The organism is Psychrosphaera haliotis, from assembly GCF_039523615.1.
Taxonomy (GTDB): Bacteria; Pseudomonadota; Gammaproteobacteria; order Enterobacterales; family Alteromonadaceae; genus Psychrosphaera; species Psychrosphaera haliotis.
The window spans coordinates 1-14,319 of sequence record NZ_BAAAFQ010000004.1 but is presented as its reverse complement, the minus strand read 5'-3'; the positions used below and the strand labels follow the sequence as shown (position 1 = coordinate 14,319).

The following is a 14,319-nucleotide window of genomic DNA, read 5'->3' as shown; positions in this document are numbered from 1 at the left end:
TAATACGTTAATGTACAGACAATAACTAAGTCAATTAGTTTAAAATAAATTTAAGCAGGTGGGTCAACCTTATCTCTGCTCGATGAGTTTACTCTAAACCAACCCGCAATAGAGTAACGATCTCGCTTTGTTGGTAATACTTCATGAGGGAACTCTTCGCTTAAAAATGCCACTAAAGTACCTTGTTGTGGTGCAACGCTTATGCCTTCTAAATCGTGTTGATTTTTATACATAACTAACTCACCACCGTCACCTTGTGTCCAAGCTGAGTTTAAGTACACCACGATGGACAAAACACGGTTTGTTTCACCTTTAAAAGCATCTAAGTGACGTTTGTAATATTTGCCTGGCGCGTAATGAGCAAAATGGCTTTCGAACGAAAACAAACCTAAATACAAACGTTTATTAAGGTAGCTCTGTAAACTTGATGCCCAATCTAACCAGCTTATACCTGCTTCAGTATTGCCCGTTATCCAACAAATCTCGTCGGTTCGAACAAATTCATTTTGTATAAAATCAGTTTCTCTACCTATGCCTGCATTTTTAAAATTAGACTCAGGAATCACTAGTTGCTGCGCCTGCAAAGCGGAGATCAATTCAGGTGGCAGAGCCCCGTGTTTAATAGAAAAACCATCTACTGTAAGGTCATGAGCAATGGCGTCAAAAAGGGTGTCATTGGTCCATACTTTGTGAACCAATGTGTGTTGGCTAACATTAACGGTATTGGCCGCAGTAGTATTAGAAGACGAACTGTTTGGGAGAATATGCTTTTTGAGGTTATGGTTAACTTTGTTAAGCGTTAAATCGCTATGATTTAAAGGAACGGATAATGCGTTCAATAAGGGATTGCCTTAAAAGTGAATTAAAGGCGGAGTCTACTCAAATGTATTAAGATTAGATACACAAATTAGCTAACGTAATTCAAAACTCTGCGTTAAATAGATGCCTAGTGAAACCAATACCAAAATGCACCTATTAACTAGTGAAATCATTAACAGAGTAAAACTACTTCCAAATGAGACTACCTGTTTTTTATAACATGGTTATCGTTGTTTATATTGAGTGGAGCAGTGAGAGCGAATTATAGACGGATCTCTCAGTTGGAGGTGTTTGGTGGTGCGACCTGAAACTCGTTTACGCCATAGTTTAAAACTACTGTTTTTTAACTTCGTTCTCATAAGTTGAATCACACGCTTTTCACTCATACCGTACAAATGCTCTATTGCTTCAAAAGGCGTTCTATCTTCCCACGCCATTTCTATTATTCTTGATTCATCTGTTGCTGTTAATTCATTTAAGTTATCAGTCATTTTATTAAAGCTCTTAAAAATTTTATACCGAGAATACATACGGAAATTTTATACTGAGATTTTATTCCGAAGTTTTATACCGAGACTCTATACGGAAACTCTATAATGGGAATCTAAAAGTAAACTTTTTATCCAAATTCTACTCGGGAAATTTATACGGTCGACAGCGTCAAATCGATTACATACAAGTACAAAAATTAGAGTATTTACAGAAGATTTGAATCCCGTAAACTTGCGACACTATTTTCCAGCCTATTTCCAACTATTTACCATCAGTAGAGTAGGCGATTCGTTTAATTTAATTGATTTGGTTTAATTTAATGCGTTATTTGTTATTGATTACTTTGCTGTGGGCTTTTTCGTTTAGTTTAATCGGGGTTTATTTACGAAATGTTGATCCTTGGTTTTCTGTGCTCGTTAGAACATTTTTGGCCATGGTTGTGTTTTTGCCGTTTTTAAAACCAATGCCATCTGTAAAGTTCAAGTTAATGGCTATTGGCGCTGTGCAGTTGGGGCTGATGTATGGCTTTTATTATCACTCATTTTTGTATCTCAGCGTTCCGGAAGTTCTTTTATTTACGGTACTAACTCCTTTGTATGTCACTCTTTTAAACGATTTATTGGATAAAAGGTTTAATAAGCCGTTTTTCATAGCTGCGCTTGTTGCCGTTATAGGTGCGCTCACAATTCGGCTCGACAACGTAACGTCAGGTTTTCTTTTTGGTTTACTGCTAGTGCAGTGTGCCAATATTTGTTTTGCTTTTGGACAGGTGAGTTACAAAAGGCTCATGTCCTCTGAGTCAAATTTGGCAATTAGTGAAAACCCTAAGGCTTTGTTTGGTTACTTTTATATTGGCGCATTCATTTTAGCGTCGGCTTGTTATGCCTTATTTGGCAATGTCGAACGTTTACCAACAACCACTACAGAGTGGGGGATCTTGGTTTACTTAGGTGTCGTTGCTTCTGGACTAGGTTATTTAGGTTGGAATCATGGGGCAACAAAGGTAAATGTGGGTACGTTAGCCGCGATGAATAACTTGCTCATTCCAGCAGGCATTATTGTAAATTTAATAATTTGGAATAGAGAAGCGGATTTAAGTCGCTTAAGTATTGGCGGCGGTATCATCCTTTTATCATTGTGGTTGAGTATTAAAATACGAAAAGCGCATAAATGAAAACCAAATGTTCTTTAGGAAACGCCATTGTTTATACGACAATACATGCAATTAAGTAATCAGATTAATATTTAGTCCAAATTAAAAGCGATGATCATCCTATGAAAAAAATATATGTACTACACGAAAACAATGAGTGGACTATTCACTTACAACATCGTTTGGATGAATTAGATCTTCCTTATGAAATGTGGCACCTTGATGAAGGCATGATTGACCTGTCTTCAGAGCCACCAGAAGGCGTTTTTTACAATCGTATAAGTGCGTCATCACATACGCGTAACCACCGTTTTGCGCCTGAGTTTACCGAGGCAGTGTTAGCCTGGTTAGAGCATCATGGCAGAACTGTGATCAACGGCAGTCGAGCATTGAGACTTGAGGTAAGTAAAGTTAATCAATATACCGCACTAAATACTGCTGGTATTGAAACACCAAGAACGTTAGCTGCGGTAGGTAAAAAGCAGATTATAGAGGCGGCGGAAAAATTAGATCAAGCTTCATTTATTACTAAGCACAACAGAGCAGGTAAAGGACAAGGCGTGCAGCTGTTTCACTCGCTATCAGCATTATCTGACTATGTTGAGGGTGACGCATTTGACGAGCCCGTTGATGGTATTACGCTTGTGCAACAATACATTGAAGCGCCAGAACCATTTATAATCAGGCACGAGTTTATTGGCGGTAAGTTTTTATACGCAGTTAAAGTGGACACCTCTGAAGGTTTTGAGCTATGCCCAGCAGATGCTTGTTCTATTGAGGATATGTTTTGCCCTACAGATGAAGCTGAAGGCAGCGCAACTAAGGTAAAAGCAAAGTTCGAAATTTTAACGGATTATTCCCCAAGTTTTATTCCTGCTTATGAGGCATTTTTAGAATCTAACAACATTCAAGTCGCAGGTATTGAAGCGATACAAGACCAAGATGGTAATGTTTATGCCTACGACGTAAATACCAATACCAACTACAACTCAGATGCAGAATCAATAGCGGGCACGTTTGCTATGCTTGAGTTAGCTAAATATTTGGAAGCTAAACTTAACGGACTACATCTAACAACCTGAATTCAATAACCCGAATTCAACAACCCACACTCAACTGCTTTTAGTTAAAGCATATTGAATTTTGAAATAGGTAGTAAGCGAATTGGCCAAGCTAAGGTATAATTACTTATCTAAGTGCTAACTTAACTGAGAAAAAATGAAATCTTATACCAACATTGAAGAGCTAATTGAGTTGTTTGAAGCAGAGATTGCAGAACTTAATAGTAAAATTAAAACTCTTAAAACAAAGCCAAAAAGCTTAAACGAAGAAATACTATTAAAATATATTGAAACGGCCAGTACGGGTAAAACCAAAGAGTTTGTAAGAGCAAAAGGTGTGCAGTCTGGAAGTGGTTCTATGTTTTCTTCGGCGGATGTAAGTAAGTTAGTAAAAGATGGTGCCGGTGATGTATCTGAAGGTTTATTGACTATTGCCCGCCAAGTGGGTGTATTGACAAAAAGAAAGAACAAAAGCAAAAAATAACGTTTTATTCGACTTAGCCTAAATTTAGGACTTTGTTTGAATTAGAATTACAAAAAAGCCGACTTAGAATTTAACTTCTTAAGTCGGCTTTTTTATTTTTAGTGGCGCTACTTGCCTATAGCATTTATTGCTTACTTTTCGTAGGCGTTATTTGCTTTGAATAGGTCTATATTTAAGCTGTACACCTTGTAAAAAGTTACGAAGAATCTGGTCTTTACACTCTCGGTAATTTTTATTGCCAGGCTTTCTAAATAGGGCGCTTAACTCATGTTTACTTAAGTTAAAGTCAGCTAACGCTAAAATATCTAGTATATCTTCAGCTTGTAAATTAAGGGCGATACGAAGCTTCTGAAAAATCATGTTGTTATTAAGGTTTTTCTCTGGCTCTGGTTGAGCACCTTCACGTTTGCCGCGTTTTAGGTTGATAAAGCCATTAAGGAATGATGCAAAGTCTTTATCGTGCAGACTTACATACCCTTCGTCTTCTTCTTTTTTTAACCAGTCTGTAATTTGATCATTAGTCACAGAAACATTAGTGGAAGAAAAGATATCAATAAGCGCAGAATCTTTTAAATCAAAAGTAAAGCGAAGGCGGCGTAACACGTCATTATTAGTCAATGTAGGTAGTTCCTAGTCTTAGGCTGGGCCCGTTTACCAAAATGGTTGATGGGCGATTAAGTTCATTTTAGCAGAAAGGGAAGGGTAAAGAGACAAAAAAGCCACCTTATATTTATAGGTGGCTTGCAGTTAAGTTACTAAGAAGTTAATAAGCTAAAGTTATTTGCGAGAGGTTAGATCGTTCCAGACTCACATTGCTCACGTCTCAATCGTTTTTCTACTAACTTTGGTAGTTCTAGCTTGGCAACTTTTACATCGGAAACAACAACACCAGTTTCTGCATTCTGAATCCAAATAGAAATCTGTTTCTCATCTACTTTTCTGTTCAACATGTATGTATTACCTGCTTCTAGATCAACTTCAAAATTGATAAAAGCTTCTCTTCGACTATTTTGAATGTCTGTTTTAGCTACTACAGCTTTTACCCAAAGATTATGTTCACCACCTAAATACTCCTTAGATTGATTCCAACCTACAGGCCTTTTTTGGTGACACATTAAATGAAGGTATTCTGTGTTTCTACTAGTGTCGTTTATAAAGTTTTGAAATCGAAAATGTCCTTCATCGATTGAACTGCTTAGTGGTAAAACGGAGCAACCCGAAACAATAGAGCCAATAATGGCTGCAACGACTAACTTAATACTTTTCATCATTAAATATCCTTTTTTTGTTGGAAGTAAGCATCTTATATATTTGAAACTTAACATTTTTAGTAAAGACCAGTTTTTGTATTATTGCAATAATAAAATAATAAAATAATAAAATAATAAAATAATAAAATAATAAAATAATAAAACACATCAACAATAAAAAGGTAAAAAACATCGTTTATGACAGAGAAGGTCACTTGGTCTTTGGCTTTTAAACTTAACAGTTTTGCCAAAACTAAAGACTATTGTGTGCCTACCCACTTAGCAATACCAAGAGCTTTCATAATAAATTCAACAGACAACGCAGCTAATATCATTCCCATAATTCTTGTGAGCAGTGATGCGCCGCCGTTTCCAATAACTCTAATAATGCGTGTAGATAACAATAGTAGCGCAAGCGTAATTAATAAAACAAAGAGCATAGTGAGCGAAGTCACTACCTGCTCTTTAATGGTATAAATATTATTATCGGTAATTAATATAACGGCTAAAATCGCACCAGGGGATGCTGTTGCTGGAATGGCAAGTGGGAATACTGAAATGTCATGAAGGGGCTCTCCGGTTTCTTCCTGGTTGCCGTTTGAGAATATCATTTGCAAGCCTAACAAAAACAGAATAATGCCTCCTGCAACTTGAAAGGAAATGAGGCTTATTCCCATAGCACCTAAAAGTAACTGCCCAACTATTATAGAACCAGTGAGGATAAGTAGTGCATAAAAAATAGTTTTATAGGCCGTTTTCTTGCGTTGTTCAGCCGTTAGTTTAAGAGTCAGGCCGGTAAATAGTGCCATTGTTCCAATTGGATCTATGGTGGCCCATATAATCAAAAAATCGTGTAATATTTTATCTAACAATTTACTTCATCCTCTAGAAAGGGTTAATACGTAAATACACTATAAGGCCCGTAACTGTATCTTCAACTATGACCAAATTAAGAATGTTTAACCTAGTTATTCTCGGCTAGGTTCAAAAGAGTCATACCTTGGTAGGTCGGCATCTAAATCTTCCCAGCTTGCTTTAGACGATATGAAATTATGAGATATCGGACGCTCTGAAATATCTGAATCAAAAATACCCAATCTAATTCTTAAGCGAGAAGGATCGGACTCACTTGCGCTATAAACAGGTGAGCCGCAATGAGAGCAAAAGTATCTAAAACGTCCTGCCTTAAAAGAAAATCGAGTTAAGCGTTCTTGCCCAGATACTATTTTTAGGTCAGCGGAATTAACGAAACCATTCGTAGCGTAGGCTGTTCCGCTATTTTTCCTACAAAGTGAACAATGGCAATGAATTATGTTACTAATTGAGCCAGTTAAATTGATTTTTACTTCTCCGCACAAACAGGAACCAACGTACATAACTCAGAACTCTCCACAATTTAGCTTTTTAATAAGACGACTTGTTGATGTTATTTAGTTGAAGCAAATCCCATTTGTTGCCATATAGATCTTCAAAGACAGCAACGGTTCCGTATTCTTCAACCCTTGGCGTTTCGTTAAATAAAACCCCACTTTTTTGCATTAATTCATAGTCTCGCCAAAAGTCATTCGTTTGTAGAAATAAGAACACGCGACCACCGGTTTGATTTCCGATAGCCTGAGTCTGCATATCATTACTGGCTCTTGCTAGCAGTAAATTTGCGCCATTGGAATTAGGGGGGGATACTTGAACCCATCGCTTACCGTTACCTAAATCTGTATTTTCAACTAACGTAAACTGAAGCTTTTGAGTATAAAATTCAATAGCCTCATCGTAATCTTTGACAAGTAATGCAATATTACCGATTTGCTGCTGTGTAATGTCAGTCATAACTAAATCTACTTGCCGTTAATATTTGTGATTGAAAAGTGATGGCTAGCAATATTGAAACGGTTTATTAAATAAAACCGGTGAGCAGGAAACTTTTGAATACCTGAATCTAAGTGTAGTTGCTGACAGCCAAGCTCTAAACAGTAACGTTTAAACCAATTAATGAGAAACGTGCCAACACCATCGGACCGATGGTTTTCATTGGTAACTAAATCATCTATATAAATATGTTTGCCCCAAGCGAGTTTCTCACCGACTACAAAACCAGCCACACATAAAATATCACCATCTGATACTACATAAGCTAATTGGTAGTCTAACTTCTGTTGTTTTTTAATTTGCTCAATAAGAGAATCGAGGGTGTATTGTGTTCGTAGTTGAAGTATTACTTCTGCAACAGAAGTTAACTCAATTTCTGAGTTTACTAAATGAACTTCCATTGTTGCTCCTTGATACGAATGTTTGGGTATAGTGCAAATATTTGTCAGTTAAACTTTGATGAAGAAGGTGTTTAGACAAACCTTATCGGCTTTTTAATTACTATTTATAATTTTATATAGATTACAGATTATTCTGAATCATTTCTTTTACTTTGTGAGCTTTAACAAAATGATCTAGTTGATGGGTTTGTATCCACCAAGTAGCCGCCTCCATTAGTAATTCAGGGTTATCGTTTCTGTTGGCGAAAAAAGCATAAAAAGATAAACCCACATTATCACCTTTTAATGCTATTTTTTTATCACAAACCTCGATGATTTTACTTCTTAATTCCGGCCTCATAAATAGTCTTCCATACTTAGCTTGCTTAAACTTACTGCCGAACTGCCGAACTGCCGAACTGCCGAACTGCCGAACTGCCGAACTGCCGAACTGCCGAACTGCCGAACTGCCGAACTGCCGAACTGCGACGTCTGCTGTTTGTTACTAAAAATGATGCTTCACGCTTCAATATAAGCACAATAACTCAAGCTGAGGTTGTCGTGACAAGCGTTAAATTGAATAACAGCTTACTTATAGTCTTTTGGCAATACATTATTATCTTTAAGGTGTTTTTCTAACTTCACCACTTTTGCTAATGCAACTATCCCGAATATAAATCCAATGATTCCGAATGTTTCCATATTTATTCCCCTAATATTAATAAATCTACTGATTACTTGCCTTTTTCTTTTTCAAACTTTAATTCTTTAAGCGCTGCCAACGATACTGCATATGTAATGAAAAAAAGAATAAACCCTAGTGTCAAAAAAGTCATGCTAACGTATGGGTTAGTAAAGTCATGAACAAAAATCAAACCCGCACCAAGCGAGGCATTGATAGCAGATAAGTTACCACCTTGTGATAAAGACTTCAGCTTTTGCTTTAGTGGTTTAACAAACTCAATAATAAGCGGTAATACAAGTAATAAAATAATAAATAAGTCTAATTTGTTGCTAGTGCCCAAAACATTCTCCGGTTTAAAAACGCCTGACTGAGAGGCTAATTGATAGGCTAAAATATTATGTGCATAGACAATAGCCTCTACTTGCCTGTGCATTGAGATACTAAAAAGCTTCAATAATCTTGTAAGCTTCAAGAACCTTGTTAGATTTCGAAAATCTATATTCTACATACGGACCAGTACTTCAGTGTGCTCTTCGACTGTTTTTACATTTGAGCGTTCAATCACCTTGACTAACGTAGTTTGAATTACTTCGTCAGACCTTGCGTCACCTTCACTTGAAAAACTTTGTATTTGAACATCAGCACCTTCCTCTAAAGTAAAACTCACTTCCACCTCATTAGCCCATGCTGTTGTTTCGCCATAATAAGTTAGTGAGAGTTTTGGGTAGCCGTGAAACCCACTTTTCACTCTTTTTGCAATACGTTTTTTCGATTTATCCAGATTCATAACCACTCCCAAAAGAAACGACCTAATATTGGACGTTTACAGCTTGTTAAATTGTTTGTAGAAGGCTCGAGTAAGCTTTCACGATACCTTTTTTAACTATCTTTTATGAACGCCTATCATTGAGCTAAACATTATTTTTTTGCCTTTAAAACTATCAAATAATTTTAGATGCGCAACTTTTGAAAAGGAGTCTTCACGGGTATCATACATAGAAATCCAGTCCACAAGCATTTTTAAATTTGCGTCCTGTTTTTCTTTGCTCTCATACTTATGTTGTTCCCAAGGTCGTTTTTTAGCGTTATTTATGCACTCGTTGATTGGCAAGTTAAGAAATACAACATCACTAGCCATCGGAATAACTAACTCTAAGAGATCAGAATAACAGCCTTCTATAACCCAACGCTTATGTGATGTTAAAAAGTCATTAATTAATTTTTCAGAGTCGGAGATCGGCATTCGTTCTGGCGGAGATATTTGCTTCCAGGCAATATTATCCAGATCTAAATGGCTTAGGTTATGTTTCAATACAAGTTCTTTAGCTAATGTTGATTTTCCAGAGCGAGTTTACGAGCCTTGAGGCGCTTGTATGGATAATACACCCACCAAATTTAACTATTTCCGGTAAAGTGAGACCCAAGCCTTAGCTGCAACTAAGACCTTTCTATTTGGTAGTTCGATTAGGCATAGGCTCCTCAGTTGAGAGACCGATAACAAGAATGAACACCAAATAGGACTCCAAGCAAAATACTCGAATAGTCTACTGGGTCCCGAACCCGCATTATGCAAGCAGGAGTTAGCTTATTATGAAATCAGAAATGAAGCAAAACAATAACGTCGGTGTCGATACTGGTAAATTTCAGCTCGACATTTACATTCGTCCTCTCGATATTTTCTTTAGTGTCAGCAATGATGAAGCTGGAATAAAAGAGGCCGTTAAAAAGATAAAACAACACCAGCCTGAACGCATCATTATTGAAGCAACGGGCCGACTCGAAATGCCTTTTATTATGGCTTGTGCAAAAGTTAATTTACCGTTTGTTATTGCTAATCCAATACACATAAAGCGCTTTGCTGGTGCCATTGGTCAGCGTGCTAAAACCGACAAGCTCGATGCGCAGCTCATTGCTCATTACGGTGAAGTTATTCAGCCTCCACTATCCACGTTAAAGCCAGACACAATGCAAGCTATGAGTGATTTAGTCGCTCGGAGGAATCAATTGCTAGGTATGCAAACAATGGAAAAGAACCGCTCACAAATTTTATCCAAAAGCCTTCAAATGACCATAAAACCAATATTAACAGCACTCAAAAATCAAATAGAAAAAGTCGAAAGTAAAATAGTATCTCTCATCGAAAGTTGTCCTGATTACCAGGCCAAGAACACCATCCTTCAGAGCATGAAAGGCATCGGGAAAATCGCTTCAGCATCAATAAGAAGCAACCTACCTGAGCTTGGATACATGACAAATAAACAAGCCGCCTCACTAGTTGGAGTCGCCCCTATGAGCAGAGAAAGTGGTGTATTTAAAGGGAAAAGAACAGTCCAAGGCGGAAGGCATCAAGTTCGCACTGTTTTATATATGGCAATGATGTCAGCCATACAGTCTAATCCGGTTTTTAAGGAGACTTATCAGCGGTTAGTTGAAGCAGGAAAGCCTAAAAAAGTCGACATAATAGCGTGTGTCAGAAAGATGGTTGTGATCTTGAATTCGATGCTTAGAGACGGTGAATTATGGGAAGCGCCAAAAGCTTAGATTTAGCTATTGATGCCATAGTCTCTTGTTAGAAGCCCTTATAAACCGCAGATCGATGTCCTACCTTAATTACGTTAACTATCAACAAATCATCTTTGATTTCATAAATAATACGATATAAACCTTGTCTTACCCGATAATTATTAGAACCGGACAATTTAATACATCCCTCAGCCCTAGGATCATCAATTAAGCCTTCAATGGTTCTCAAAATTTTAGAAACATCCTTATTTGGAATGTTTTTAAAGTCTTTCGTGACTGACTTTTTAAACGAAAGTTTATATTTTGCCATCTAACTTAAGCTCATTTAGAAAGTCTTCATATGACAATTCAGGCTCTTTAGAGCGTTCAGAAATAGCGGCGAGATCTTCTTGATCTTCGCGCATCAATAAACGAACAGCTTCATCAATAAGCTCAGAAACCGAAACATCAGAAGACGCAGCACGAATTTTCAATGCTTGATGAATAGCTGGCTCAAAATATACAGTAGAACGTTTAGATAAATTACTCATGGTTAAACTCCACAATGTTATAGCGTTTTAACATTGTAGCATCATTGTTGTTTAAAACCAGATTTTAAATAGGGCTTATAACGCCTCAATAAGAGGCTAAAAATTAATTGGTTATACTCTAGCGGTGTTTGCGTTGTAAACCAATTGATTTTAGTCCTGCTTAATTGACTTGTTAGTTGCCCTTCGCTAACCTGTGTGTACAGTTGTGATGACGAGGTGGTTATGGATACAAGAATTCAATTCCGAATAGACGAAGATGTAAAAAAGTTGGCGCAACAGATGGCTGAAAGTCAGGGCAGAACAATTAGTGATGCTTGTCGAGAATTGACTGAGCAACTAGCTGAGCAGCAACGATTAAAATCATCACATGAGACCTGGCTAAGTGAACAAGTAAACCTAGCATTCGATAAGATGGAGATGGGTAATTCTAAGTTTATCGCTCATGAAACAGCTAAGATCTCTATGGAGCAAAGGAAAGCTACGATTAGGTTACGAGATTAAAAATGATTTACTGGGAAGAGCAGTCTTTAACCGATAGAGAAAAGATTTTTGGGTTTTTGTATGAGTTTAATGCGCCTGCAGCTGAGGCTACAGATAAAGTTATCGAAGAAAAAGTTGAAAATTTACTATATCAACCAGAGATGGGGGTCGAACGAGAAGGAATTAATGGCCGACTACTAATCATTCCAGAGATCTCAATGATCGTGTCATATTACTTCGATGGTAAAAATATTAGAGTTATGAGAGTAATTCATTCAAAGCAGAAGTTTCCAGAATGACACTAGGGCTACTAACGCCTCATTAAGAGGCAATAAAATAGCTGGTTAAAATTAGCGAGGCACGAGCAAAAACCAGCTGTTTTTTGTCCTGCTTGAATGACTTGTTAGCTTTCTTTTTCGCCAATTTGTTGTGCTACTTGCCCAGTTAATGAAAAGTGAACTTCTATGTCCGTTGGCTCAATATTCGAGAGTTCGTACTGCCCACCCAACAACCAAGGTTTAACCAAACTATAAATTTGGCCACTAGACAAAATATTTCCTGATTGAATTAAATCACCAATCATCTGAACTGCAAAGCAATCAATAACGAACTCTTTGTCCGATAGTAATTCATTAAACTCTTCTGGTGAGCCAGCAACTTGAGATAACTCAGCTCCACCTGTATCGAGCCACCAAACTTGATCATTATTAACGTTTTGCACGAAGGCGTCACCAGAAGCCGAAATTAAAATTGGCAGATACTCACCAGCTAATAGCCATTCCCAGTCAGACAATAGAGAGTCTCGTTCTAGGTGCTCGATATTTACAGTTAAATCATTTAATGTCATCTAAACTTCCGAGAAAGCTAACGCCTGGTTAAGAGGCGAGTTTTAGCTTGCTAAACTGTTTGCCGAAGGCTCGAGCAAGCTTTTACGAGACCTTCTTGAACCACTTGTTAGGCTTTTTTAGCAATAGCCATTAGAACAGGCATATTACCTTTTGAGCTTGTCATGACGAATGGTTTATTAACCTTAATAACATCAAAGCCCGTTCCCAATAATGCGTTTGCAACTCTTTGCTCAGTAAGACCCATTTCAGACGATTCACCCTCAGCATACCAGTCCCATTGAACAAACCTACCACCACCTTTCAATAAAGATCTCAGTAGTTTTAACGTCTCGTCATAATCATCTAGAAAACTGCAAACAGACGAGGCGACAATTAGGTCGAACTGGTGGTTTAATTCAGGAGTACTTTCAATTAAGTCCTGAGTTAAATAATCAGCTATAGAGCAAACATTATTAAGTCTTTTGGAATTTAAGTGCTTAATCATTTCAGAAGATGGATCAATTGCTAGAACACTTTTAGCATAGGGGCTCATGAGTTTAGTTAACGAGCCAGTACCACACCCAAAATCGAGAACTGCTAAGCCATTAATATCTATATTTGCAGTAAGCTCGGAAAATGCATTTTTTGCATACATTTCAACAGTAGGGTCTATATCCCAGCCTTCAGCATAATCATCCCATTCATTCTTCAAAACTGATCCTTAAAGCTAAAAGCAAATTGATAGCCTAACGCTCGCCTAAGCGGCGATTAACAATGGGTTAAAATTATTGAGCGCAGCGACAATAACCCATTGTTAATTGTCCGAGCGAACTTGTGAGCGAATTGAGGCTCTTGTTATATTTTTTTAAGCGCGGACTGCACTTCTTCTACTGTATACGGTGGATTTCGTTTATGTACAACCCTATGGCAATTAGGACACAGTGGAACTAAATCATTGATTGGGTCAATTTGATAATCAATACCTATTTCAGAAATAGGTTTGATATGATGAACCTCAATAATACCTTCTGCAATTGCCCCGTAAAGTTCACCCATATTTTTTAAACAACATTGACATGTTAATCCGTGGTGCTCAATACAAGCAGCACGTGCATATCGATTTCTTTCAAATTTATTAACTTTAATTTGAACCCTTTTTCCTTCCCACAAAGGAGTGTCGGTTTCGATTTCAGGTAATATAGCTGACTCTTCATTTACAATATTTAATACTTTTTCATGTAACTCAGTTTCACTTATATTTTTAAGAGAATTATTAACTTTTACACGAGATGCTCTCTTTTCTGCGCCACTATAACCAGCTCTATGTGGGAAAAAGGCATCATATTCATCGCGAAGTCTCTTCAATGAACTGTCTGGCATTGAAAAGAATCGAGAGTAACTAATAAGTAAATTCGTCATATTTTTATTAGGCTCAAGATTTTTATAAAAATCTGGAAATTTTGCCAAATAGTAGGCTACAACATGTGCTTCTTCTGGGATATGAGCCATTGTGATTTCCTACACTATGAATAAAAATATAACGCCAGCCTAAGCGGCAATTAATAATGGGTTAAAATTATTGAGCGCAGCGACAATAACCCATTGTTAATTGTCCGAGCGAACTTGAGAGCGAATTGAGGCTCTTGTTATATTTCGTTTTTATTCACAATATGTTCAGTACGCAGCCTATAGCTTTCCTCGAATGCTGCGATAGCCGCCAATAATGAAGACACAACAAGAATTGACAAAGAAACAGGAAAAAGTGAGAT

The 14,319-nt window shown here is 37.3% G+C and carries 23 protein-coding genes; 6 read left to right on the top strand and 17 right to left on the bottom strand.

Annotated features, from left to right (window positions below; all coding sequences use genetic code 11):
- Positions 1-50 precede the first annotated feature (50 nt).
- Positions 51-698 (bottom strand): 2OG-Fe(II) oxygenase, encoded by a 648-nt coding sequence (locus ABD009_RS02665; RefSeq protein ID WP_343823884.1) that lies wholly within the window; start codon positions 696-698, stop codon positions 51-53.
- A 345-nt stretch (positions 699-1,043) separates the two neighbouring features.
- Positions 1,044-1,310 (bottom strand): TIGR03643 family protein, encoded by a 267-nt coding sequence (locus tag ABD009_RS02660; protein ID WP_155695277.1) that lies wholly within the window; start codon positions 1,308-1,310, stop codon positions 1,044-1,046.
- A 320-nt stretch (positions 1,311-1,630) separates the two neighbouring features.
- On the opposite strand from ABD009_RS02660, the gene ABD009_RS02655 reads away from it, so the two are divergent.
- The 3 genes from ABD009_RS02655 to ABD009_RS02645 all read left to right on the top strand — a co-directional run bounded on the left by ABD009_RS02655 (position 1,631) and on the right by ABD009_RS02645 (position 4,009).
- Complete coding sequence (locus ABD009_RS02655) at positions 1,631-2,485, top strand: DMT family transporter (RefSeq protein ID WP_343822461.1); 855 nt, start codon at positions 1,631-1,633, stop codon at positions 2,483-2,485.
- A gap of 101 nt (positions 2,486-2,586) precedes the next feature.
- Entirely contained in the window at positions 2,587-3,546 is a 960-nt protein-coding gene (locus ABD009_RS02650) for an ATP-grasp domain-containing protein (RefSeq protein WP_343822460.1), read from the top strand.
- A 136-nt stretch (positions 3,547-3,682) separates the two neighbouring features.
- Complete coding sequence (locus tag ABD009_RS02645) at positions 3,683-4,009, top strand: hypothetical protein (RefSeq protein WP_155695274.1); 327 nt, start codon at positions 3,683-3,685, stop codon at positions 4,007-4,009.
- A 147-nt stretch (positions 4,010-4,156) separates the two neighbouring features.
- Here the strand turns inward: ABD009_RS02645 and ABD009_RS02640 are convergent, their stop codons facing one another.
- The 10 genes from ABD009_RS02640 to ABD009_RS02595 all read right to left on the bottom strand — a co-directional run bounded on the left by ABD009_RS02640 (position 4,157) and on the right by ABD009_RS02595 (position 9,502).
- Positions 4,157-4,627 (bottom strand): YehS family protein, encoded by a 471-nt coding sequence (locus ABD009_RS02640; protein ID WP_155695273.1) that lies wholly within the window; start codon positions 4,625-4,627, stop codon positions 4,157-4,159.
- Positions 4,628-4,800: 173 nt separating this feature from the next.
- On the bottom strand, positions 4,801-5,280 hold the full coding sequence (locus ABD009_RS02635) for a hypothetical protein (protein WP_343822459.1): 480 nt from the start codon (positions 5,278-5,280) through the stop codon (positions 4,801-4,803).
- 239 nt (positions 5,281-5,519) lie between these two features.
- Positions 5,520-6,131 carry a MarC family protein gene (locus tag ABD009_RS02630; RefSeq protein ID WP_343822458.1) on the bottom strand — a complete coding sequence of 204 codons (612 nt, stop codon included), beginning with the start codon at positions 6,129-6,131 and terminating at the stop codon, positions 5,520-5,522.
- Positions 6,132-6,227: 96 nt separating this feature from the next.
- Positions 6,228-6,635 (bottom strand): GFA family protein, encoded by a 408-nt coding sequence (locus ABD009_RS02625; protein WP_343822457.1) that lies wholly within the window; start codon positions 6,633-6,635, stop codon positions 6,228-6,230.
- A gap of 28 nt (positions 6,636-6,663) precedes the next feature.
- Positions 6,664-7,086 (bottom strand): VOC family protein, encoded by a 423-nt coding sequence (locus ABD009_RS02620; protein WP_343822456.1) that lies wholly within the window; start codon positions 7,084-7,086, stop codon positions 6,664-6,666.
- 8 nt (positions 7,087-7,094) lie between these two features.
- Positions 7,095-7,526: a GNAT family N-acetyltransferase gene (locus ABD009_RS02615; RefSeq protein ID WP_343822455.1), complete on the bottom strand. Its 432-nt coding sequence runs from the start codon at positions 7,524-7,526 to the stop codon at positions 7,095-7,097.
- Between the two features lie 121 nt (positions 7,527-7,647).
- Positions 7,648-7,866 carry a DUF6500 family protein gene (locus tag ABD009_RS02610; RefSeq protein ID WP_343822454.1) on the bottom strand — a complete coding sequence of 73 codons (219 nt, stop codon included), beginning with the start codon at positions 7,864-7,866 and terminating at the stop codon, positions 7,648-7,650.
- A 373-nt stretch (positions 7,867-8,239) separates the two neighbouring features.
- Entirely contained in the window at positions 8,240-8,623 is a 384-nt protein-coding gene (locus ABD009_RS02605; protein WP_343822453.1) for a hypothetical protein, read from the bottom strand.
- 69 nt (positions 8,624-8,692) lie between these two features.
- Positions 8,693-8,977, bottom strand: a complete 285-nt coding sequence (locus tag ABD009_RS02600) for a hypothetical protein (RefSeq protein WP_343822452.1) — start codon at positions 8,975-8,977, stop codon at positions 8,693-8,695.
- 96 nt (positions 8,978-9,073) lie between these two features.
- Complete coding sequence (locus tag ABD009_RS02595) at positions 9,074-9,502, bottom strand: P-loop NTPase family protein (protein WP_343822451.1); 429 nt, start codon at positions 9,500-9,502, stop codon at positions 9,074-9,076.
- A 278-nt stretch (positions 9,503-9,780) separates the two neighbouring features.
- On the opposite strand from ABD009_RS02595, the gene ABD009_RS02590 reads away from it, so the two are divergent.
- Entirely contained in the window at positions 9,781-10,731 is a 951-nt protein-coding gene (locus ABD009_RS02590) for an IS110 family RNA-guided transposase (RefSeq protein ID WP_343822450.1), read from the top strand.
- Positions 10,732-10,759: 28 nt separating this feature from the next.
- On the opposite strand, the gene ABD009_RS02585 is transcribed toward ABD009_RS02590, so the two are convergent.
- Together ABD009_RS02585 and ABD009_RS02580 are read right to left on the bottom strand one after the other, a co-directional pair.
- Entirely contained in the window at positions 10,760-11,023 is a 264-nt protein-coding gene (locus ABD009_RS02585; RefSeq protein WP_155695260.1) for a type II toxin-antitoxin system RelE family toxin, read from the bottom strand.
- On the bottom strand, positions 11,010-11,243 hold the full coding sequence (locus ABD009_RS02580; protein ID WP_155695259.1) for a ribbon-helix-helix domain-containing protein: 234 nt from the start codon (positions 11,241-11,243) through the stop codon (positions 11,010-11,012). Before ABD009_RS02580 ends, ABD009_RS02585 begins: the two co-directional genes overlap by 14 nt.
- 222 nt (positions 11,244-11,465) lie before the next feature.
- On the opposite strand from ABD009_RS02580, the gene ABD009_RS02575 reads away from it, so the two are divergent.
- Positions 11,466-11,744 carry a type II toxin-antitoxin system RelB/DinJ family antitoxin gene (locus ABD009_RS02575; protein ID WP_343822449.1) on the top strand — a complete coding sequence of 93 codons (279 nt, stop codon included), beginning with the start codon at positions 11,466-11,468 and terminating at the stop codon, positions 11,742-11,744.
- A 2-nt stretch (positions 11,745-11,746) separates the two neighbouring features.
- Positions 11,747-12,022, top strand: coding sequence for a type II toxin-antitoxin system RelE/ParE family toxin (locus ABD009_RS02570; protein WP_343822448.1), 276 nt, complete (start codon positions 11,747-11,749; stop codon positions 12,020-12,022).
- Between the two features lie 104 nt (positions 12,023-12,126).
- Here ABD009_RS02570 and ABD009_RS02565 read toward each other — a convergent pair whose 3' ends face one another.
- The 3 genes from ABD009_RS02565 to ABD009_RS02555 all read right to left on the bottom strand — a co-directional run bounded on the left by ABD009_RS02565 (position 12,127) and on the right by ABD009_RS02555 (position 14,059).
- Positions 12,127-12,570, bottom strand: coding sequence for a T6SS immunity protein Tdi1 domain-containing protein (locus tag ABD009_RS02565; protein WP_343822447.1), 444 nt, complete (start codon positions 12,568-12,570; stop codon positions 12,127-12,129).
- Positions 12,571-12,677: 107 nt separating this feature from the next.
- Complete coding sequence (locus ABD009_RS02560; protein WP_343822446.1) at positions 12,678-13,262, bottom strand: class I SAM-dependent DNA methyltransferase; 585 nt, start codon at positions 13,260-13,262, stop codon at positions 12,678-12,680.
- A 143-nt stretch (positions 13,263-13,405) separates the two neighbouring features.
- Entirely contained in the window at positions 13,406-14,059 is a 654-nt protein-coding gene (locus ABD009_RS02555) for an HNH endonuclease (protein WP_343822445.1), read from the bottom strand.
- Positions 14,060-14,319: the final 260 nt, after the last annotated feature.